Raw genomic sequence first — 20,099 nt, 5'->3', positions numbered from 1 at the left:
CGATAGCGGCGTGCTTGCTTTCGATGGCGCCCTGTCGGCCGGCGGAGGGACAGTCAGGCCGCGAAGGCGACGTAAGTGCCAAGGGTGAGGCCGGAGAACGTGATGAGCTGGCGGGGCTTGAGGCAGGTGAAGGCGGCGTGCATCGCGATGCCAGCGACGACCGCGTACGGCATCGTCTGCTCGATGAGCAGCGCGGGCGGCAGCGTGATCTCCGCCGTGATGACGGTGGCCGCGACCGCGCGCCAGCGGCGGACGTCCCGGGCGGTGAGGTTGCCCGCGTGGCGGCGGACGAGGCCGGGTACGGCGAACTGGCGCCGGTAAGGCAACTGGTCCCTGACCTGGGTGTAGGTGTGGACCCACTGGGCGAGGTAGAGCCCGCTGCGGAACTGGGCGGAACGGAGTTTCTGCCAGGCGCTGTTCCAGTAGATGTCAGTTGTGATCAGCACGAGGAGGCACTGCGCCCAGGTGTTCGCCGTGCTCAGGCCGTGCTCGACGATGGGGCTGTGACCGAGGTTTCTGGCGAACAGGAGGCATGTGCCGGTCAGCAGGGTGTAGCGGATGGCGTTGGGGCTCTTGAGGTACAGCAGCTCCATGGCGGCGCCGGGCAGGATGACCAGCAGCGCGAGGCGGGGGGCGAGGCCGAGCGCCAGGGCGAGGGCGGCGGCCGTACGGGCGATCAGCGCGGGGCGGTAGAAGGTGATCAGGAGACGGGCTCGGGCGGGGCCGAGGCGCTGCTCGGCGAGGTAGGCGCTGAGCGAGCCGGGGTTGAGGCGGTCCCAGCCGCCCTGGCCGAAGGCGAGGGAGAACCGCGCGGTGAGCACGGCACCGAAGATGATCCGGAACCACTGGAGGTGTCCGGGGTCGGTGGGGTGCTGGAAGCCGGAGGCGAGGGCGTCAAAGAACCACACGGCTGCCCCTGACTTCTACGGTCTGCTCGCCGCGGGCGGACAGGACGCGGCCGTGTCCGTCGATCCGGTCGTACCGGCCGCTTGAGGTGAGGTGGTCGAGGATCGTCTGGAGCTGGGGTGGGCCGAGGATGAAGCTGCCCGGGGAGAGGTGGTCGTAGACGTTGACGGGCTCGGTGCGGCCGTCCTTGGTGGTGCCGGTGAGCGAGATGATCGTGAAGGTGGCTCGGCAGAACATCTTCCAGCGCAGCCAGCGGCCGGGCAGGGGAGTGAAGCCGGTGATCATCCACGCGACCAGGCCGAGGGAGATGGCGATCTGGACAGCAGACAGCACAGACGTGTGCATGGGCAGGAACCTCCGGGTGGGGAGGGTGAAGGTGTGGGTGGGCGGCCCGCGCGGGCGGGGCGCCGGGGGTCAGCGCTCGGGCTTGGGGGGCCGCTGCATCAGCGCGGCGGCGGCCTCGTTGAGGGTGACCTTCTCGTGCAGCAGGGCGGAGATGACTTCCGTGATCGGCATCTCAACGTCGTGGGCGCGGGCCAGGGCGAGGATCGCTTCGGCGGACTTGACGCCTTCGGTGGTCTGCCGGGTGGCGGCCGTCGCCTCCTCGACGCTCAGCCCCTTGCCGAGGTGGGTGCCGAAGGTGCGGTTGCGCGACAGTGGGGAGGAGCAGGTGGCGACCAGGTCGCCCGTGCCGGACAGGCCGGCGAGGGTGGCTGGGTTGGCGCCCATGGCCACAGCCAGGCGGGTGGTCTCCGCCAGCCCGCGGGTGATGAGCATCGCTGTGGCGTTGTCGCCCAGGCCCATGCCGGTGGCGATGCCGACCGCGAGGGCGATGACGTTCTTCACCGCGCCGCCCAGCTCGCAGCCGGTCACATCAGTGCTGGTGTACGGGCGGAAGTAGCCGGTGTGGCACGCCTTTTGGAAGCGGTGGGCGGCGTCCTCGTCGGCGCAGGCGACGGTGGCGGCGGCGGGCTGCCCGTCCATGATCTCGCGCGCCAGGTTCGGCCCGGACAGCACCGCCACCCGGTTGGCGCTCACGCCGGTCACCTCAGTGATGATCTGACTCGCCCGCAGATGGCTGCTCTGCTCGATTCCCTTCATCAGCGACACGATCACGGTGTCGGGTCCGATGTGCGGCGCCCATGCGGCGAGGCTGGTCCGCAGGCTTTGCGCGGGGATCGATAGCACCAGGAAGTCCGCGCCCGCGAGTGCGGCGGCCGGGTCGGTCGTCGCGGTCAGGGCGGCGGGCAGCTCGATGTCCGGGAAGTAGCCGGGGTTGCGGTGCTGGGTGTTGATCGCGTCGGCGATCTCATCCCGTCGGGCGTGCACGATGACGCTGGTGCCGGCATCGGCCAGGATCTTGGCCACGGCGGTGCCCCAGGACCCGGCCGAGAACACCGCAGCACGGGCCGAATGGCGCTGGTTCACTGCGGGGTCCTCTCGTCATGGCGTCCGGGCCCAGTCATCGTATCGGCCGCACCACGGCTGTCTGTGGCATTCGCGGGGCGCCGCAGGGTCAGCACTACGGCGCGGCGGCCCGACAGTGCGGGCAGCACCTGATGCGCTTCGCGAAGCATGCGCTCGGCCTGGGTCTCGCCCAACTCGCTGTGTAGCTCGTCGGCGTGGGCGATCCACAGCCGGTAGAGCCGCTCCCACAGTGCGGGCTCGGCGGGCCGCTCGTCCACGTGCTCGACCGTGAGGTCGGCGGCGCGGGCCCGCTCCGGCCAGGCGGGGGCGGTGTCCCGCCGCGAGGCCCAGGTCATCACGAGCCGGCCGCCCGGGGCCAGGACGCGGCCGAGTTCACGCAGTGCCGCGTCGCGGTCGTCGGCGCCGCCGAGGGCGTCCACGCACACGATGCCGTGGGCACAGCCGTCGGGCAGGCCGGTGTCTTCCAACTCGGCGACGTGGAAGACGGCCCGCTGGGCCGGTATGCCGAAGTGGGTGCGGCGGTCGGCGGCCTGGGCGACGGCGACCGGGGACAGGTCGAAGCTCTCTAGGCGCAGGGTGAGGGCGCGGGCCAGCCACAGGCCGATGCCTCCGGTGCCGCAGCCCGCGTCCACCAAGAGCTGGCCGGGCCGCATCCGCAGCCGCGTGGTCATCAGTCCCAGCAGGGGCCAGTCGCACGAGCTGGAGGCAGCGACCTCGGCGGGGTAGTCCTCGCCCATCGCCGCGGCGTACAGGCGGGCGACCAGATCGGTGCGGGCGCGGGCAGTATGGAAGGCGTCGTACTGGGCGGAGCGCTTCTCGGCAGGCGGCTTCGCCGTGGTGGTGGGGTTCATCGGGGCATTGACCTCCTGGTCCGCGAACGGGTGCCGGGGCAGACGACCTGCACGGCATGAACGGGGGAGTCCAGGGCGAACAGATCCAGGGCCACCGGCTCGTGCCCGGTGACGTGCGCGATCCGCTGCGCCACCGCCCCGGCCTGCTCGGCGAAACCGCCGCCCGCCCCGGTGAAGTGGCCGGTTGCCTCCCGCCACGGCGCGCGCCCCGTGGTGGGCGCCGGGCGGAAGGGCGGGGTGTCGAAGCTGCTTGGGTCGCTGGGAAGGTCGTCGCGGGTTCCGGCGATGGCGGCCAGCCGGGACTGCGCGGCCTCGGTCAGCGCCCGGGTCAGCGCGATTGCCGGGGACGTGTGGCAGCCGCCGCCGGCGAAGACGACGGGGTAGTCCTCCGACCACAGGTAGGCAACGCACACCGGCAGCCCATACGGGCCGTCCACCAGCGCGATCTCCAGCGCCATGCCCGCAGCCAGCAGCCGCCCAACAACCTCGCGGCCGTGGGGGTCGTCGACCGTTCCGGGCGTGATGAGGGTGCGTCGCCGCCCGCCCACCTGGCCATCCTGGAACAGCACGTCCCGCTCGGCGACCTCGAACAGGGCGTGCAGCAGGGCCTCGTCGCGGGTGTTGCCGCACGCCAGACCGGTGCTTGTCGCACGCAGCAGATCCGGGCTCCACTCGGGTCGCTGTACCCGGCGGCGGACCAGGTCGACCGGAAGCAGCCGCTTGCTGCCACTGACCAGGCCGGTGCCGGGGGTCCACTCCCACACCACCTGAGCCAGGGTGCGTTCGGGATACGGGACAGTCAGCGGTAGCACCGTCACGGGGCAGTCGGGGGCGACCTCGGCGGCCGGGCCGCGCGCGGCGACGGGAAGCGGCTGCTCGACGTGCCACAGCTCGATCGCCTCCATCACCGCCGATACCTTCGCCAACAGCGCGGTGGCGCCCTTGCCCTGTGACGTGCTTAGGGTCCGCGACGTGGGCCGGATCGCCGTGAAGACCGGCAGGCCGATGCAGTCCAGGCCGGTCAGTTCTGCGACCCGGGTGATGCCGAACTTGTCCTCAAGGCACTCGACCAGCGCCTCCCATGTCTCCTCCGGCGTCCGGGCGCGCACCGTGCCCGGCAGCGCCACCAGTCCGTCACCGCGTAACACCGGCCGCCTCCGTCCGCTCGGTCGTCGTCTCTCTCATCTCTTGAAGCAGCCCGGGGACGAGCCGCTTGGCCGCCACGACGGCGCGCGCCCCGCAGACCAGCCCGCGCGCGGACGCCTCCGCGTCGAACTCCTGCTCAGAGCACTGCCACACCCGCATCAGGAGCTGGCGGGTGAGGTCATCGCGCACCGCTGCGACCGTGAACCCGGGCCGGGTGCGGCGCTCCCCAACAAGGGCGTCGGCGTAGCGGGCGACCGCCCGGCGGTCCTGCTCGGTCTCGCCGGCCAGCAGTAGGGCCACGGTCTGCTCGTCGCGCAGGTCGATCGGCGGGTGGAACACGCGGTCGGCGCCCAGGCCGCCGCCGGTGACCTGGGCCAGCCGCGCCTCCAGCGGCAAACCCGCCGCGCCGTCGGCGGGGTTCAGGGAGCGGTGTCCGAGGTAGGCGGCCCACGTCTTGGCGAACGCCGGGTCGAAAACCTGCTGGTAAACGAGGCGGTCCTCGGTGGACAGTTCCAGCCTGTCCACACAGGTGCGGGCGAAGGCGTTGGACCAGCGTCGGAAGTACGTCGTTTCCCACGCCGCGGGTTCCAGCGGGGCATCGGTCTGTGGTGCTGTGCCGTCGTCCAGCGCGGTGCGTACGGCTTCGAGGGCGTCGGCGCGCTTGAGGTCGCCGAAGTGCCGGTCCTGCTCAAGCTGTGCGGCCAGCCACCCGGCGAACTCCGTCTCGTCCAGGCGGCGGCACACGGCCCGTACGGCGGCCCATGTGCGCTGCGGGTAGTAGACCGCCCGCAGCGCCTGAAGGATCTTGGCGGCCCGTTCGCCGTCGATCACCCCAGCCGACTGGGTGAGCTGAAGGATGTGCCGGAGATTGACCACCGGCCAGGTCAGCGCTCCGAACTCCCCGTCCGGGGCCTGCCCGACCGCCACCTCGTCGTCGCCGTTGATCTCCTCCCTGGCGTAGGCGGCGTAGATGTGTCCGACGCCGAGCATCCCGTATGGCGCCAGTTCAGCCGCGCGCAGCGCGCCGATGCTCGCCGCACCGATCACCTTCACTCCCTGGCCCATCGCGGCCAGGATCTCCTTATGTCGCAGCGCCGGCGCCTGGTGATACACCCCGTCGATGATCACCACCGTGTCACCGCTGCGGATCGCGGGATCGAACAGGTCGCCGTGCCCAACCGGCGGCCACGCCTGTACGCCCGGCGCGGCGAGTGGTGGCTCGGAGCTGGGCAGCGTCGGCCCGACGAACACATGAATCACTGTGACCTCCACGGTCAAGCGCGAGGGGCGCCCCTCCCCGGCCCCGGGCGGGGCCGGGGAGGGGCGCCCTAGGTCAGGACGCGCGAAACGGGGACTACTCCTCGTCCTCGACGTCGACGGCCACCACCACGGGAGCGGTGATGTTCTCGGTCTCCTCGGCCGAGGTGCTGGCGGCGGCGATTCCGGACTTGGACTCCATGGGTCTTCTCCTTCGTTGCGTGCTGTGATTGCGGACAGTGCGGGCGCCTGCTGCCCGCATGCCGGTGGTGCCGCGGGCCCGCCCTTGCGGGCCCGCCTGCCCGTCCCTGGCCGGGGCGGGAAGTCTCGGGATTCAGCCCTGGGTGAGGATGCAGTGGTCGGCGACGATCCACTTCGTGCCGGTGGTGCCGCTTCGAGAGCACCATCAGCGCGACGGCCGTGGTGGTCGATTAGCAGGGCGTGCAAATGCCTTGCAGGATCTGCAAGGGGCCCCGCCTGTGCGGGCTGTCAGCGCGGGGGCCGCAGGCCGCTGCCGCGCGGCCGGCGCGAGTAGCGCATGCCCCGCGGCCGGAACGTCACGCCGGATTCGGTCAGGCGCCGGTGGATGAAGTCAGACACGGGCTTCGATCTCCTCTTCGAGGTTGACGATTGTGACGCCACGCAGCTCGCGCACGAGCTGTGACGCCAAGATCCAAGGAATGAGCCGCCGGTCCCTGTACGAGAGGGGTGGGACGTCGTCCTCTGCGTCCGGCTTGACGGGCTCGGGGGCTTGGAGCCCCCTGCTCTGGTAGTACATGCCGAGCACGCCGTACAGGCGGGGCACCCGTGAGCGGAGGGCAACGACGCCTTCCCTCAAGAGGTGTCCGCACTGTTCGGTCGCGATGACCGCGTGCTCCAGGCAGAGCGGCGGCTGCGCGGTGCGGTACCCCTCGACCCAGTCGTTCGACGTGGTGTCGGGCGGCGGTGAGGCGAGGAAGAGGTACCCCAGGGAGGTCCGGCTGGCTTGCTGGACGCACCCCTGGCACAGCAGTTTCTCCATGCACTCCCGTTGACGTGCTGGGTGTACGTCGCGCCAACGGGGCTTGCCATGGAGGGTGTTGCCGAGGCGGCTTTGCGAGCAGCGGGCCCAGAGCACGCCTCGGGCATCCCGGTCCCGCGGTCCTTCGTCCGCGTAGTACAGGCCACCGTTGGGGCCGGGCCTCACGCCCAGCGTCGCCGCCGAGGCGGGTTCCTCGCCGACGCGGGTGGTGATGTACGGGACGAACGTGGGGCGGGCCATCAGTCGGCTCATGCCGGGACCGCCGCGGCGCGGCGCGGTGCGATGATCTGCCCGTTCGGCAGCAGTTCGCCTGTGTCCTCGAAGAGCAGGACGCCGTTGCAGAGCAGCGTCCACCCTTGTTCGGGGTGGCTGGACAGGACCTGCGCGGCCTCGCGATCAGAAGCCTCTGCACTGGGGCACGGGGGGTGATGCTGGCACATCGTAAGTCTCCGGAAGTGGGGCTGGTCAAGGTGAAGTTCCAGGGGTGCCGCTGTCGGGCCCGGCCCGCGTCAGGGCGAGCAACCGGCTGGCGGAGTACAGCAGGATGCGCAGCCGCCGCCGTGCCGGGTAACACCAGCTGCTGTGGGTGCCGCTGACGAGGTCGTGCGCATGCTCGACGACAGTCCTGGCCACGGTGTTCGCTCTGGAGGGGTCCAGATGGGCCTGGCAGTACGGCAGGAGGTTGGCGATGACCGCCTCCACCCTCGGCACGTTCATGCCCGCCGGGTTCTTGGCATCCGGGTGATTCAGGGATGCGCGTGCGTCGCGGATGACCTGTTCGGCGTCCTCACGAAGAATCGCAAGTTCGTCTCCAGGCTCGTCACCCCACACCGCGGCGGTGATGGCCTCCAGCAACGTCATCCGGGTCACGACGCGGCCTCCTCGCAAAGCAGTTTCAGCCCGTCCTTGGTGCCCCTCTCCACCGGCCCGCTTCGGGGGTCCACCTCGAACCGGTGGAGAGGGAGTTCAGCGCAGTAGGACACTGCGGGGCGAGAGGCGACTTGGAGCCTCATGGGGCTTCACCGCCCAGGCTCGCCGCGCGGTCCAGCACGTCTTCGTCGATCACGTCCTGATCGAGGATGTCCTGGGCGGCCAGCGCAACGCGTCGTAGGTGTCCCAGAGCCTCAGCGCCTTCTGCCGGCAGCGCCTCCTCCAAGGCATGACAGGAGCGGAGGACCGCGGCGGCGACCTTGCCCTGGGGCCGGCCGTTCGTTTCCTGCATCACGAGGTCAACGAGCTGGGCGACTGCGCTGCGCAGCCGCAGAGACAACGGAGTGATCTCGTTGGCGGCCAGCCCGCGTTCACCAAGCGCTGCGTCGATGTCGTCTTCGACATGGGCAAGGGCGACCAAGTCGACGGCCAACGATTCCTTCAGCCCAGCCACGAACCGCTCGATGGTGGCGCGGTCGCCGACCCGCTTGGCCTTCTCCACAGTGTCGTCTCGCGAGGGCGTCCGCCGCGCGAGGCTGGTTGCAGCAGTCATCGGTTCCTCCGCGGGGTGGTGGGGATCTTGAAGGTGCACCAGGTCTTGGTTCCGTCGGGACTCACGCCGCACAGAGTGCAGAGCGCGCTGACGATGAACATGCCGCGGCCGTTCTCGTCGTCCGGGTCCGCTGTGTTGACGAGCGCTCGCTCGGGGGAACCGTCGTCCACTTCGAGCGCGAGCACGTCGGCGCCGAGGAGGAACCGGAAGGCGACCCGGTCACCCGTCCCGTATACCAGCGCGTTGGTGACGAGTTCGCTGATCGCACTTTCGGCGTCGTCGACAAGGCCGGGGATCCCCCAGTGGCACAGCTTGGCCGTGCTGATCCGGCGGAGGCGGCAGACCCACCGGCCCTCGTGCTCCGGGGTGGGGTGTCCCTCGGGCCTGGGGTCACGCTTGATGCAGAGGATCAGGTCGTCTCGTACGGCCTCGGATGCAAGCCCCAGATCCTCGACTGTTCCGACGATCATCGCGACCGTGCCAAGCCGACCGCGTTGGGGGTGTCGGCCAACGTGAGTCTGTTACGCAGAGGTGATGCCTGGGACACGATGTGCCTCCCGAGTTGGGAGAGGAGCGCGGGGTGCGGTCGCTGGCTCTCGCTCGTTTCGTGATTCGGGCCGCCGGCCCCGGGCTCGGCGGTACAGCAGTGGCAGACGGCCATCCGGGGTTGGTGCGGTCTCCCGATCTGCGGGCCCGGGGTCGGCTGGCCGACTGCACGGTTGTCCCCGGACCGGGAACGTCCACAAGAGAACCGCCCAGGCGGCCCGGTAAGAAGAGGGCACGGAGGATGTTTGTGGCCACGCAGGTCGGCACAGTTGGTGAGAGGTTGTACGGATGACTGACACAGGACACGACCGCAGGCCGCGGGCGGCGACGGGGCGGTTTGCTGGCCGCCGGATTGTGGTGACGGGCGGTTCCCGGGGGCTGGGGGAGCACGTCGTACGCCTGCTGCTGTCGGAGGGAGCCCGCGTCGCAACGTGTGCCCGGCGGCCCGAGCCGCTGGAGGCATTGCGCAGTTCGCTCGATTCGCCCGACACCCTGTTCACCCAGCCCCTGGACGTCGCCGTGCCGGAGCTACTGGAGCGGTTTGTGGAGGAGGCCGCATCAGCGCTGGACGGCCTGGACGGCGTCGTCGCGTGCGCGGGAGGAGCGCGTGGCCGAGGAATTACCGAGGCAACGGCTCAGGACTGGTCAGCTACCTGGGATATGAACGCCGGCCACTTCGCTCGGCTGGTCGCTACGAGCGCCCCGCACCTGCGGGCCGCTGGCGGTGGCCCCATCATCGTGGTGTCCTCGGTCTCCGGCTGGAAACCAGGCCCGCAGGCGCAGTACGGCGCGGCCAAGGCAGCCCAAATCCACATGGTGTCGTGCCTCGCACGGGAGCTGGCTGCGGATGGCATCCGCGTGAACGCGGTTTCGCCGGGGTCGATGCTCATCCCGGGGAAGCGGTGGGACCGGATGCGCCAGGAGGATCCGCCGGCCTTTGACCGGTTCCGCGCCGAGTTCCCGGGGCGGGAGCTGGTGCGGCCGGAGGAGGTGGCCGACGTCATCGCGTTCCTGCTCTCGGAGCAATCGCGAGGGGTGACGGGGGTCAATCTCCCCGTCGACAAGGGCCAGAACGCACCAACGCCGGAGGGGTACTGAGCCGAGGTGGTCAGGCCGCTGTGCCGAGTACGGGCCGGGCCTTCCGTTCGAAGTCGCGCACGATCGCCTCACCTCTGTGAGGCGCAAGACGTGCACGGAAGTCGCGCAGGGCTTGGACGGAGCGCTCGCTGTGAACGCCAGCGAGCAGGTCCAGGGCGTTGCTCGCGGTGCCGACCGCCTCGTCCAACCGGTCCTGCTGGAGGAATGCTGTCGCGAGCACCGAGCGGCTGATCGCCTGGCGACGGCGGCGGTCGCTGTTCGCCGCGACGGACGCCGTGGCGAGGCGCTCGGCCTGACCTGCCTCGCCGAGGTCGCGGTGGACCAAGGCGGCTTCGGCCTCCAGATAGTGGTGGTCGAGGAAACGGACCCACGGCGATTCCTCAGCAGGCCCCCGGCTGACTTCCAGCCTTCCGCTGGCCGCGTGCAGAGAGGCACTGGCCCGGCGAGAGTCGCCGAGGACGGCGTAACCGCGGGCAGCCATGGCGTGCAGGCGCATGAGTCCCAGCGGGCTGCCCGCTGACTTGGCGGTCGCGATTCCCGCACGCGCCAGCGAGACGCCTTCGGCAGGGTTGCCAAGGCTGGTGGCGAGGTGAGACATGCCTGCCAGGATCTGCCTGCCGAGTACGCGGTCGCCGCCTTCGGCGCACAGCCTGAGCGCCTGGATCATGTAACGCTCTGCAAGTCCGTAATCGGCGGAGTCGTACGAGCACCAGCCAGCCATCGCGGCCAGTTTCGCGGCCGAGGTGTAGAGGAGTCGGCGCTGGTGCGTGGGCATGTTGCGCTGCTGCAGCATGGGGGCCAGTTCGGTGCTCAGGTAGTGCACGATGCTCGCCCTGACTCCGCCACCGCCGAAGCGGTTGTCCATCTCATCGAACATCTCGATCATCGCTTGGACCTGCTTGACGGGGCCGCTGCCAGCGACCGCGGCGAGCCGGGGAGCCTGCTCGTCTTCAAGAAGCCACAGGAGCCACTGCCGTTGCGGGTCGATGAGGGCAGTCGCGACGAACGGCGCCGCGCCGAGGAGACTGCGCCTCGCGATGTCGGTGGAGCCCAGCTCCGCGAGCGTGTGCAGTGTTTCACCCACGTCTTCACGGTACGTCAAGGCCCGTGCAACCACTGGCCTCTGGGGCTGCTCTGCGAAGCCGATGTCAACGGGGGTGACGGGACGTCCTAAGAAGCTGGCCAGAGCGGCGGCGATGAACTCGGGCGCGCGCTTCCTCGGGGTCATCCCCTGCAGCCAGCGGGTCACCGACGCCTTGTCGTAGCGCGACACTTCGCCCTGCAGCGCACCCAGTTCGTTGACCTTGCGGGCCAAGGCCGCGTGCGAACAACCGGCCTCCAAGAGCACAGCCGCGAATGCGGCGTTGGCTTCGCCGGCCCCCCTTGCACTACCCATGCAGAGATGATGCCTTGCGGATCACCCTCTGTCCCAGCCTTTCGACACAGAGCCATGAAAGAACAACTCCCGTACAACCGAACAACCCTGCTGCTCCCTCCTCTGGAACCCCGCCAGCCCTGAGACTGAGAGGGCTGCGGGCCGACGGCCTTCCCGGCAAGGACGCCGCTGGAGTGCCGCCGACGCCCCCGGCTCTGGAGGGAGAACAGCATGCGGCCTGTAGTGATCCTGGACTGCTTCACCGTCGAGCCGAGTGGCCTCGGTGTACCGCCATACCTGTCGACCTATGTCCGAAACGCCTGGTCGGCGCTCCGGCGTGCTCGGCCGGAGGCGGACGTGCGGTACGTGACCATCGACGACGTCCGGTGGTGCCTGGCAGGTGGCAGACCTGCCGTCGAGCCGCCCCAGAGCGATCCGCTGACGTACTCGACCACCGCCAATCGCGACGCCGCCATTCAGCTCCTGCGTGATGCCGAGATCGTCGTTGTCGTAGCCGGAGACGCCGTTCCGTCCGTACATCTGCACGCGGTCAACGGGTCATTGGAGGAGATCGCCCGCGCGCTTGCCTGTGCGCGAGGACGCCGATACCTGCTCGGACCGCTGTCCACCTATGCCTTGGCCATGCCTGCCAAGTACGCCGGACTGTTCGACGCAGTGCACACCCACACCGTGACGTCCGGTGATCTTCTGCTCGGCAGCCGTCGCGCCGCCGACTACGCGCAGATGGAACGCGACCGCGACTCGTTCACCGGCCTGGTCGAGCAGATGCCCTGGCGCCCGATCGCGGAGTTGGAGCTGTATCGCGGCTGCACCCGGCGGAAGTTCTGCGACTTCTGCAACGAGCCGGCCAAGTCGCGCCTCGTCGCTTTCCGCGAGGTCGACGACGTCGTCGCCGAGGCAGCCCAGCTCTACGCGGCCGGGGTCCGGAACTTCCGCCTCGGCCAGCAGACCTGCTTCTTCTCCTACCGCAACAGGGACGAGGAAGCGATCCGCGCCCTGCTGGGCGGAATCCGGGAACGCTGTCCCGAGCTGGAGGTGCTCCACATCGACAACGCGGACCCCCTGGCCGCGGCCGCGCCTGTGGGCCTGCGCATCGCGAAGCTGGTGGCGGACTACTGCACCGAGGGCAACTGCGCGCCGATGGGCATCGAGAGCTTCGACCCCGTGGTCATCGAGCGGAACAACCTCACCTGCACGCCCGAGATCCTGATGCGTGCCGTCGAGCACGTGAACGAGGCGGGCGCTGCCCGCGGCCCCGGCGGTCTGCCGATGCTGCTCCCGGGCCTCAACCTGATCTACGGTCTGCCCGGCGAGACCCACGGCACCCATGCGGCGAACCTGCGGAATCTGGCCGGGATCCTCGATGCCGGCCTGCTGTGCCACCGCACGAACGTACGCCTGGCCCGGGCCTTCCCGGGCACGCCGCTGGCCGCACTCGGTGAGCTGGAACCGCTGCCGTCGGCCGAGCACTTCCCCTCGTGGAAGGCGGACATCGACTTCACCTGGGACCAGCCGATGAAGGAGCGAGTCTACCCGACCGGGTTGCAGGTGCCCGGTCTCCATTCGTACTTCATCGGCAAAGGCGGCACCTGGTGGCGACGGCTGGGCTCGTACTCCATCCAGATCGTCGAGCGCGAGACAGTCGTCCCGATCGGGACGACTGCCGATCTCGTGGTCACGGGCCATGCGCCCCGCATGATCTACGGAGAACGCGTTGCAGCCGCTTCCTGACGGCGCGCTCGCGACCTTGGCAGCCCTTGACGCGGCGGCGGATCGTGCCGTCCGCATCGGGTTGCTGCTGCCTTGGGCCAACATCGCGGTGGAGACCGAGCTGGCCCGCCTCGGCCTGCGGAACACGGTCTTCCACCACGCGCGGCTGGTACCCGCCTCCAGGACGACGGCGGTCGACGCTTCGTTCTGGCACGGGCTTCGCGAAGCGTCAACGCAGGCGCTGGACTCGTTGTCCCATATTCCGCTCGACGGGGTGATCCTGGCGTGCACGTCGGCGGGCTTCACTGACGGTCCGCCGCTGCCGAGCGGCGTGTCCACCGCCTTCGACGCCCTTCTGCGCGCTCTGGCCGAGGCGGACGTCTCGCGCGTGGTACTGGTCACGCCCTATCCCGCCCAGGTGACAGAGGCGGAAGGCACGGCGCTCGCCGAGGCCGGCGTCGAGGTCCTGGCTCATGGGAGCCTCGGCTTGGACGACGGCTACCCCGATGTCACCCCGGATCGGATCCTTCGTCTGGTGGAGCAGCTACCCAAGGAGGCAGTCCTGTCTGCCGAAGCGGTGGTTCTGTCATGCACCGGGTGGCACACCCTGCCGGTGATCACTGAACTGGAGCACCGGTTCGGGAAGCCGGTGTTCTCGTCCAATCTCGCAATCGCGCTCCTGGCTGCCCGCGCCTGTGCTGGAGTCGGTCCATGACGACCGAACGCGCGAAGGCGAAGACGCTTGAGATCCGGCGCGTCCACCGGCTGGTCGCTCGCGCCGCCAGCCTGCCGGACGTACAGGCCGAGGTCGAGGCCAACCATGACGAGAACCGGTGGTGGCCGACCTCGATCAGCGACCCGCGGGTGCGCATGCTCGCCGCTGGCTGGTCCACCCGGGTCTCCTACCGGATGGTGGAGACCTATGCGCGAGTGATCGCCTCGGCGAACGCCCAGGGCTTCGACAACCTCGTCACTGCTACGGACGCCGAACTCGCCGCGCTGGTGCGACCCATCGGCCTGCCGCAGACCCGGGTCGAGTACTTGCGCTCCCTTGCCGAGCTTCTCCTTGGCTGGGACAAGGACGGCATCGACCCGACCTCGGAGTCGGCCGACTGCGACGGCCTGGTCCTCGACTTCGCCGAGCGTGTACGGGGGGCGTCGTACAAGGTGGCCCAGTGCGCGCTGCTGACCGCACGCGGGTATCACTGCGGCATCATTCCGGTGGATTCCGGCATGGTCACCAAGCTGGCACCAGCGCTGGGCATCGCCCTTCCCTCGGGTGCCGTGGCCCACGAACGCATGCGCCACGTCCTTGAGGCGGCCGTGCACGCCCGCTCCGCCGAGTTCCGCTCGCTGGTCTCCCAGCACGGATACCAGGTCACCATTCCCGAGGGAGTGGAGCCCACCTGGTGGGCGCACCTCGTCCTGATCTACTTCAAGCGCCTGTACCTCAACGGCCCGGCCCCACAACTCTGCCGTCAGCGACCGGTCTGCACCAAGGTCGTCGACTGCGCACACCACACCCGTCCTGCTTGACCCGCTGGGGGAGACCGTGGAACGGCTCGACGTGATCGGCAACATCAGCCGGGACCGGACCCACTACCCCGACCACCGGGGTGGGGCCAGGCTCGGTGGCGCGGCTCTGCTGCTGTCGATGGCAGCGGCAAAGGCCGGCCGCCCGGCCGCCCCGGTCTGCGTTCTCGGCAGCGATCTCGCTCACCTTCCGGAGGCGCCGGGACTGGACGTGATCGACTGGTCCGCGCGCATCCAGGCCGACGGCACGTCCACCACCTTCGACTTGGAGTACGACCTGCAGGGCGAGCTGGTGGCGGTACGCACGGACTACGGCGTCGCCGAGGGCGTGACCGGGCACGCGCTCAGGCACGTGGACCTGCACCCCCGCGGCACCTACCACGTCTGCTGCCGCCGCCCGCTGGACGTGGAAGCGGTCCTGGGCCGACTCGCCGGGAACGGGGCCGACTTCAGCGTGGATTTCTTCCTGCCGAGCGCGGAAGCGATGATCCGTGCTTCTGCCCACTGGCTGCCGAAGGCCACCACCGTGTTCGTCAACGCGGCCGAGTACCAGCTCGTGGAACGGGTGGTCGACACCAGCACGCTCCCGGAGGTGATCGTCACCGACGGCCCCCGCGCCGCAGTGGTGCGGCACTTCGGGAGACAGGGCGCCTCCGCAGTTCCCCCGCCGTATCTTCCGCGCGAGGTCACCGGCGCTGGGGACACCTTGGCCGGGACCTTCCTGGCCCACCGCTCGCAAGGCGCGACGACCGTCCAGGCTCTGGCAGAAGCGACTGCAGCCGCAGCCCGGTACGTCGCGGCCCCATCCCTTCCCATCCCCGCGCCTCGCCGCGCCTGACCCACCGACTTGGGGGCCTCTCCCGGTGTCCGTCTACATAGCCCATCGGCTCTTTGCCGCACACGACCGTGCTCTCGCCGCCGATCTCGCCCAGCGACTCGCCGCGAAGGTCGGTCCCGAGCGCGTCTTCCTGCCGTTCTGCGACACCGACGAGGAGGACCTGGTCGCCGAGGTCAAGGGGCGCCGCCTGTTCGAGCTGGACCGCGAACGCCTCGGCCGCCTCGAAGCCATGGTCGCCCTCCTCCACGGCCCGAGCCTCGACGACGGGGTCTGCATGGAGATCGGATACGCCGCCGCTTCCGGCGTCCCGGTCATCGTGCTCACCACCGACTTCCAGACCTACTCACTGACCGAGGCCGGCCCCAGCCTTGAATTCCCCGACCCTCTCCTTCAAGCCGTGGCCGCCCGCATCGTGCGCATCACCAGGCTCGGACCGCCGACCCTGCCGTCGGCCCCGGCCCATTCCCGGTTCACGGGGTTCCGGTCGCGCAACCTGGCCCAGATGAACACGGCACTCGACGCAACCGTCGACGCGCTGCTCGATCTGCCGGATCGCGCCCCTCAGCTCGTAGGCCCTCCTGCGGTCATCGGCGCACCCATCTATGTTGAGGCGTCGCCGTATACGGCGTTGGGCCGAGATCACCTGGCCAAAGCGTGTGTGGATGCCGGCCACACCGTAGTGGTACCGCAGCGGTTTGCGGCTGCGGACCCCGTGGCAGGGGCCCTTGCTGACCTGACCGCGGCGTGCTCGTCTGCCCGGCTGCTGGCAGACGTCTCCGGCCCGGAGACGCCACCGGGAACCGCTCTGCTCATCGGTGCCGCTGCGGCCAGCGGCGTACGGATCGCGGCCTTCCAGCCGCGACCGACCTTCACTCATGCCCACGGCCGGGAGCCCAACTGGCGGAACCTCATGATCCAATACGCCGCCGACGCCCACCTCGATAGCGGCGACGCCGTCCTGTCCTGGCTGGCGGCATGAACCTCGACGAGATCGCCGGCGAGTACCAGACCCTGGTCCTCGAAGGCTGCGACGGGGTTGGCAAAAGCACACTCGGCGAACGCTTATCGACGGACCACGGCTTCGCTGTGGTGCACTCTCCCAAGACTCCCGACCACCTCGACCTGGCGAGCCGCTACAGAAACATCCTCGCCGGGACCGGGCGCATCCTCTTCGACCGGTGCTTCATCAGCGAACTGGTCTACGGCCCCCTGCATCGGGGCCGGTCCCGGATCAACTGGAGCCAGGCCATCGATCTCACCGAGAGCGTGATCGAGCGTTCCGGCGTGCTCATTCATCTGACCGCGCCTCCGGCCGTCATCCGTCAGCGGCTTCTCTCGCGCGACGGGGAGGCTGTCAGCCTGGAGGAGGTGTCCGCCCTGGTAACGGGCTACGAGAGGGTCTTCTCGACTCTCGCGGATTACACCCGTGTGCTCACCCTCGACACCACAGCCCTCGAACTCCCTTCGGCAGGGTGACGGCCTGACGAAGCCAGCGCGCCGGCACACTGCTCCCGCTAGGCTGCGAGAGCACCTGCTGTACCGCCGCCGGAGGAGTCGTGGAGATCGGATCCGCCCAGAAGCTCGCCTGGGAGAACAAGAACCTCAAGGGGTTCAACACCACAGACGTGGCCTTGGAGTTCGGCCTCTTGAACGCCGAGGTTGGTGAGGCGTTCACCGCATGGCGCAAACGGTTGCCGGACTTCGGTGAGGAACTGGCCGACGTGTTCCTGTACGTGGCGGCCCTGGCCGAGATGAACGGCATCGATCTCGACCACGAGGTCACCCTCAAGATTGAAAAGAACGCGCGGCGTGAGTACAGGTGCGACGAGCAAGGAGTGCCTGTCCGCGTACGCGAGGGCTGACGCACCTCGACCCACCGGATAGCGCTGTGCGTCGCACAGACGTCGCCTCCCCCTAATTCCGGGGTGCGACGCGGTGGCTCCCCCGTCTCCTCTGCCCACGCGACGGATCCGGCACTCGCTCGCCTGGCACCCCTGGCCTCCGTCCGGCCTCAGCAGCGAAGCATCCGCGTGTACGAAGGGCAGCCGGCGGAGGGCGCCAGGCAAGCCGCCATCGACGGAGGGCGGGTGTTGCTGGACCAGGGCGGCGAGGCCAAGCCGTTGTCCTTTGACAGCGAAGTGAGTCGTGTGCAGCCCGCGGACCTGGGCCGACTAGGTTGGATGTCAACGAGCCTGCTCGTGCTGACAGGTCCGCCAGACGACACAACGAGCGAACGGCCCTCGCGGTTCAACAGGACCCCAGCGCCCTCGGTTCAGCCGCTGAAGGGTGAAGGGGGCACCTCGGGTGTGACGGTTGCCGTGGCCAGGGCGGCCGTGTCCGGGTTGATCAGGCCGCTGAGATCGCGGAGTTCGAGCGTGGCGGAGCCGATGCCGCAGCCGTAGGCGAAGAGGTAGTAAGGGGGAAAGTCGACGACGAGTTGGCCGCCGAACTGCAAGCCCATCTCCATGTTCTTCTGATAGCTGCTGGGCGTGACCGTTCCCTCGGGCGTCTGGCCGCCGGCGAGGAGGGTTTCCGCGTCCGTGGTGCAGGAGCCGCCGTTCATGCCTCTGATCTTCGGGGCGATCAGCCTGGCCAGCCTGGTGGCACCCGCGGTTTGCCGGGCGGCGGGAAGAAGGATCTGGTCCTTGCCCAGGATCGTCCAGGTGTCCGTGTCGATGTTGATCCAGTTGTCGATCACTCCACCGTGGGAGCCGCCGACATATACCTGGCCGGTGAACTGGATCACGGCCAGTCGGCCGACCTGGTTGATCCTGGGCTGCTCGGAGAGGGTGAAGGCCGCGTCCTGAGCCGCGTCGGACGTGCTCTCGTCGACGGCGGCGAGGAAGCCCTTGACGTCGTCGTCGATGCGGCTCCTGATCTCCGAGTTGAGCGCATCGACGGCCGGGTTCGCTGACCAGAAGACCGGCAGCGTCGCGTCGACCTTGTACTGGATGCCTCCCTTTCCGGCTCCACTGCGCGTGACCTTGGTCGTGCAGCTGCGCCAGGTGGCGGTGGAGAACAGCAGCTCGACCTTCGGCGGCGGGACGGTGACCACGTTCGGTGCGGCGGCGCACCAGGCGGACGGCTTATCGCTGGTCGTACTGGGGCTCGGTATGGCGGTGGGCCTCGCCCGGGTGCGGCTGGTCGCGCTAGCGTGCGGGGTGGCGGAGTCCGGAGCCCCGGCATCCCACTGTCTCGCCAGGTACCCGGCGAGCCCAGCCACGATCACGGCGACGACCAGCACCAGCGTCATCCTGCGGTTCGTGCTCATCCTGGCCGGCTTCACCCGCTCCCCACCTACTTCGCTGTGGCCGCGGTGCCCTGGGCCAGCCGGACCGTGCAGGGCGTGCCGCACATCGCTTCCATCGCCTTCGCGCGGTCGGTGACGGCGAAGGCGCCGTCCTGACTGTCCGGGGCGACCGTCTGGTCGTAGGCCGAGGCGAATCCCCTGGTGTGGAACGGCCGGGACCCGTTGGTCACTGTCTGTGTGGTGTGCTCGCCGTCGATGACCTCGTCGAGCACGATGTCATAGGTGACATCCCACTTGACGGTCTCGAAGGTGAAACCGAAGTTCACGATCTCGCCCTCCTTGACGGAGACCGAGTGGTCGTCGAAGTAGCGTCCGCCGAACGCTTCCCCCTCGCGATCGGCGTTGCGGGGGACGGGGACCGGTTCGTCGAGATTGAACCCGATCTTGATGTTGGTGTCCTCACCCTGGGACGGATAGACGAGCAGGGTCCCGCCCGGAGCCGGGGTGACCTTGCTGCGGACCTTGATGTGGATGCCCGTAATGTCGACGGTGTGGCTGCGGTTGCCCTCGAGAGTCACCTGCGTGGTGGTCTCGTAGGTGTCCACCTTGTCGGACCGCTTCGACATGACTGCGGCCACCTGGTCGGTGCGGAGCGTCTGTCCGCCGCTCAGCAGCCTTCCCGGGAAGAACCACGCCCCGTTGTGGTTCACGACGCTGTCCCTGGTCTGGACCGTGACGCGCAGAGGCGGGCCACTGGCCCACGCGTCCCTGACATCCGGGTTGCCGGTGAGGTAGTAGACCGCGCCGAAGGCGACGACCACGGCGAAAGCTACCGCACCGGCCCATTTCGTCCTGTAGTAGTTGTTCGTCACATGTACGTCGCCCACGTCGCCCGCAGCCAGGGTATTGACACTCCCCTTGCCGGAGCACACCTGCTGACGCACCTCTCGGCGGTCCCCGTCACCCACCGGCTGCTACTCCCTATCCTCCGGCGGGAGCGCGACGTTTCCGCCGGCCACGATGTTCCGGCTGCGGCGGCCCGACTTCACGCGCTGATCGAGCGGCGCCGCCGGTCTGTTTCGCACGGCCGGTCCCGGCGCGCCTGTCCCGGCGACGCCGATATCCCCGCGGGCCACGATGTTCTCGCTGTCCCGGCCTGCGGTGACCTCCTGCCTATCGGTCGAGGCCGGGCCGGTCTCGGGCGTGCTGCTGCCGCGGACCCACTCGAAGACGCTGCCCACCAAGCCGCTGAGGAACACGGCAACGACCATCGCCACAGCCCACCGGTCACTGTCGGCTCGCGGGGTCCAGGAGAACCTGAGAGTCATGACCACCGTCGTGCTGCCCGCGAAGACCAGGACCGGGACCGCCACCCGCCACGCCACCGACCGCCAAGACCTTGCGCCAAGGTCGCTCATGTGGTCAATGTTCCCACAGCACAGGCAAGTTGAACACGCGAGCAACTCAACTCGGCGCTTCGCGCGGTGAGCACCTCCCGCTCCGCCGCCAAGGCACTCCACTCACTCTTCACGAGCGCACTAGGCAGTTTCGTTTGGATCAGTCGGTCGTTGGTCTGGGTATGCCGTTAACTGATGTGCAGTGGAGGCGAATCGAGCCGTTGCTCCCCGACCGGACG

Annotated in this window: 23 protein-coding genes; 8 read left to right on the top strand and 15 right to left on the bottom strand. The window is 69.3% G+C overall.

The window, feature by feature from the left end:
* Nucleotides 1-53: 53 nt before the first annotated feature.
* From ADL29_RS17720 to ADL29_RS17670, 11 genes are all read right to left on the bottom strand, one after another.
* Nucleotides 54-908 carry a hypothetical protein gene (locus tag ADL29_RS17720; RefSeq protein ID WP_053924620.1) on the bottom strand — a complete coding sequence of 285 codons (855 nt, stop codon included), beginning with the start codon at nt 906-908 and terminating at the stop codon, nt 54-56.
* On the bottom strand, nt 895-1,251 hold the full coding sequence (locus ADL29_RS17715; protein WP_053924619.1) for a hypothetical protein: 357 nt from the start codon (nt 1,249-1,251) through the stop codon (nt 895-897). Before ADL29_RS17715 ends, ADL29_RS17720 begins: the two co-directional genes overlap by 14 nt.
* 69 nt (nt 1,252-1,320) lie before the next feature.
* The gene (locus ADL29_RS17710; RefSeq protein ID WP_053924618.1) at nt 1,321-2,334 is read right to left on the bottom strand and encodes an NAD(P)H-dependent glycerol-3-phosphate dehydrogenase; all 1,014 of its coding nucleotides are present in this window, start codon (nt 2,332-2,334) and stop codon (nt 1,321-1,323) included.
* Nucleotides 2,331-3,185 carry a class I SAM-dependent methyltransferase gene (locus tag ADL29_RS17705; RefSeq protein WP_053924617.1) on the bottom strand — a complete coding sequence of 285 codons (855 nt, stop codon included), beginning with the start codon at nt 3,183-3,185 and terminating at the stop codon, nt 2,331-2,333. Before ADL29_RS17705 ends, ADL29_RS17710 begins: the two co-directional genes overlap by 4 nt.
* On the bottom strand, nt 3,182-4,333 hold the full coding sequence (locus tag ADL29_RS17700; RefSeq protein WP_053924616.1) for a YcaO-like family protein: 1,152 nt from the start codon (nt 4,331-4,333) through the stop codon (nt 3,182-3,184). Before ADL29_RS17700 ends, ADL29_RS17705 begins: the two co-directional genes overlap by 4 nt.
* On the bottom strand, nt 4,320-5,591 hold the full coding sequence (locus ADL29_RS17695) for a TfuA-like protein (RefSeq protein WP_078971095.1): 1,272 nt from the start codon (nt 5,589-5,591) through the stop codon (nt 4,320-4,322). The genes ADL29_RS17700 and ADL29_RS17695 overlap by 14 nt, the downstream gene beginning before the upstream one ends.
* A gap of 589 nt (nt 5,592-6,180) precedes the next feature.
* Entirely contained in the window at nt 6,181-6,861 is a 681-nt protein-coding gene (locus ADL29_RS17690) for a hypothetical protein (RefSeq protein WP_078971080.1), read from the bottom strand.
* Nucleotides 6,858-7,049, bottom strand: a complete 192-nt coding sequence (locus tag ADL29_RS17685) for a DUF5999 family protein (RefSeq protein WP_053924614.1) — start codon at nt 7,047-7,049, stop codon at nt 6,858-6,860. Before ADL29_RS17685 ends, ADL29_RS17690 begins: the two co-directional genes overlap by 4 nt.
* 25 nt (nt 7,050-7,074) lie before the next feature.
* Entirely contained in the window at nt 7,075-7,470 is a 396-nt protein-coding gene (locus ADL29_RS17680; RefSeq protein WP_245689492.1) for a hypothetical protein, read from the bottom strand.
* A 148-nt stretch (nt 7,471-7,618) separates the two neighbouring features.
* Nucleotides 7,619-8,092: a DUF6415 family natural product biosynthesis protein gene (locus tag ADL29_RS17675; protein ID WP_053924612.1), complete on the bottom strand. Its 474-nt coding sequence runs from the start codon at nt 8,090-8,092 to the stop codon at nt 7,619-7,621.
* Entirely contained in the window at nt 8,089-8,562 is a 474-nt protein-coding gene (locus tag ADL29_RS17670; RefSeq protein ID WP_053924611.1) for an ATP-binding protein, read from the bottom strand. The genes ADL29_RS17675 and ADL29_RS17670 overlap by 4 nt, the downstream gene beginning before the upstream one ends.
* A gap of 364 nt (nt 8,563-8,926) precedes the next feature.
* Here ADL29_RS17670 and ADL29_RS17665 point away from each other — a divergent pair, with 364 nt between their 5' ends.
* Entirely contained in the window at nt 8,927-9,736 is an 810-nt protein-coding gene (locus ADL29_RS17665) for an SDR family NAD(P)-dependent oxidoreductase (protein WP_053924610.1), read from the top strand.
* A gap of 10 nt (nt 9,737-9,746) precedes the next feature.
* On the opposite strand, the gene ADL29_RS17660 is transcribed toward ADL29_RS17665, so the two are convergent.
* The gene (locus ADL29_RS17660) at nt 9,747-11,132 is read right to left on the bottom strand and encodes an NsdA family TPR-like regulatory protein (RefSeq protein ID WP_053924609.1); all 1,386 of its coding nucleotides are present in this window, start codon (nt 11,130-11,132) and stop codon (nt 9,747-9,749) included.
* Nucleotides 11,133-11,342: 210 nt separating this feature from the next.
* Between ADL29_RS17660 and ADL29_RS17655 the strand changes: the two genes are divergently transcribed.
* The 7 genes from ADL29_RS17655 (at nt 11,343) to ADL29_RS17625 (ending at nt 17,075) form a co-directional block, all read left to right on the top strand.
* Entirely contained in the window at nt 11,343-12,863 is a 1,521-nt protein-coding gene (locus tag ADL29_RS17655) for a radical SAM protein (protein ID WP_053924608.1), read from the top strand.
* Nucleotides 12,847-13,557: a maleate cis-trans isomerase family protein gene (locus ADL29_RS17650; RefSeq protein ID WP_053924607.1), complete on the top strand. Its 711-nt coding sequence runs from the start codon at nt 12,847-12,849 to the stop codon at nt 13,555-13,557. The genes ADL29_RS17655 and ADL29_RS17650 overlap by 17 nt, the downstream gene beginning before the upstream one ends.
* Nucleotides 13,554-14,378, top strand: a complete 825-nt coding sequence (locus ADL29_RS17645; protein WP_053924606.1) for an HhH-GDP family DNA glycosylase — start codon at nt 13,554-13,556, stop codon at nt 14,376-14,378. The genes ADL29_RS17650 and ADL29_RS17645 overlap by 4 nt, the downstream gene beginning before the upstream one ends.
* Nucleotides 14,379-14,394: 16 nt before the next feature.
* Complete coding sequence (locus ADL29_RS17640) at nt 14,395-15,213, top strand: PfkB family carbohydrate kinase (protein ID WP_053924605.1); 819 nt, start codon at nt 14,395-14,397, stop codon at nt 15,211-15,213.
* A 25-nt stretch (nt 15,214-15,238) separates the two neighbouring features.
* Nucleotides 15,239-16,192, top strand: coding sequence for a nucleoside 2-deoxyribosyltransferase (locus ADL29_RS17635; RefSeq protein ID WP_053924604.1), 954 nt, complete (start codon nt 15,239-15,241; stop codon nt 16,190-16,192).
* A complete protein-coding gene (locus ADL29_RS17630; protein ID WP_053924603.1) occupies nt 16,189-16,689 on the top strand; it encodes a nucleoside/nucleotide kinase family protein in 501 nt (166 codons plus the stop codon). Before ADL29_RS17635 ends, ADL29_RS17630 begins: the two co-directional genes overlap by 4 nt.
* An 80-nt stretch (nt 16,690-16,769) precedes the next feature.
* Nucleotides 16,770-17,075, top strand: a complete 306-nt coding sequence (locus tag ADL29_RS17625; protein ID WP_053924602.1) for a MazG nucleotide pyrophosphohydrolase domain-containing protein — start codon at nt 16,770-16,772, stop codon at nt 17,073-17,075.
* Nucleotides 17,076-17,485: 410 nt separating this feature from the next.
* Here the strand turns inward: ADL29_RS17625 and ADL29_RS17620 are convergent, their stop codons facing one another.
* The 3 genes from ADL29_RS17620 to ADL29_RS17610 all read right to left on the bottom strand — a co-directional run bounded on the left by ADL29_RS17620 (nt 17,486) and on the right by ADL29_RS17610 (nt 19,881).
* Nucleotides 17,486-18,484 (bottom strand): hypothetical protein, encoded by a 999-nt coding sequence (locus tag ADL29_RS17620; RefSeq protein ID WP_157878518.1) that lies wholly within the window; start codon nt 18,482-18,484, stop codon nt 17,486-17,488.
* Nucleotides 18,485-18,510: 26 nt separating this feature from the next.
* The gene (locus ADL29_RS17615) at nt 18,511-19,350 is read right to left on the bottom strand and encodes a hypothetical protein (protein ID WP_157878517.1); all 840 of its coding nucleotides are present in this window, start codon (nt 19,348-19,350) and stop codon (nt 18,511-18,513) included.
* Nucleotides 19,351-19,437: 87 nt separating this feature from the next.
* A complete protein-coding gene (locus ADL29_RS17610; RefSeq protein ID WP_157878516.1) occupies nt 19,438-19,881 on the bottom strand; it encodes a hypothetical protein in 444 nt (147 codons plus the stop codon).
* Nucleotides 19,882-20,099 lie beyond the last annotated feature (218 nt).

Origin of the sequence: Streptomyces chattanoogensis, from assembly GCF_001294335.1 — a bacterium.
GTDB lineage: Bacteria > Actinomycetota > Actinomycetes > Streptomycetales > Streptomycetaceae > Streptomyces > Streptomyces chattanoogensis.
The sequence above is the reverse complement of the archived record's forward strand: the minus strand, read 5'-3'. Positions and strand labels throughout refer to the sequence as shown.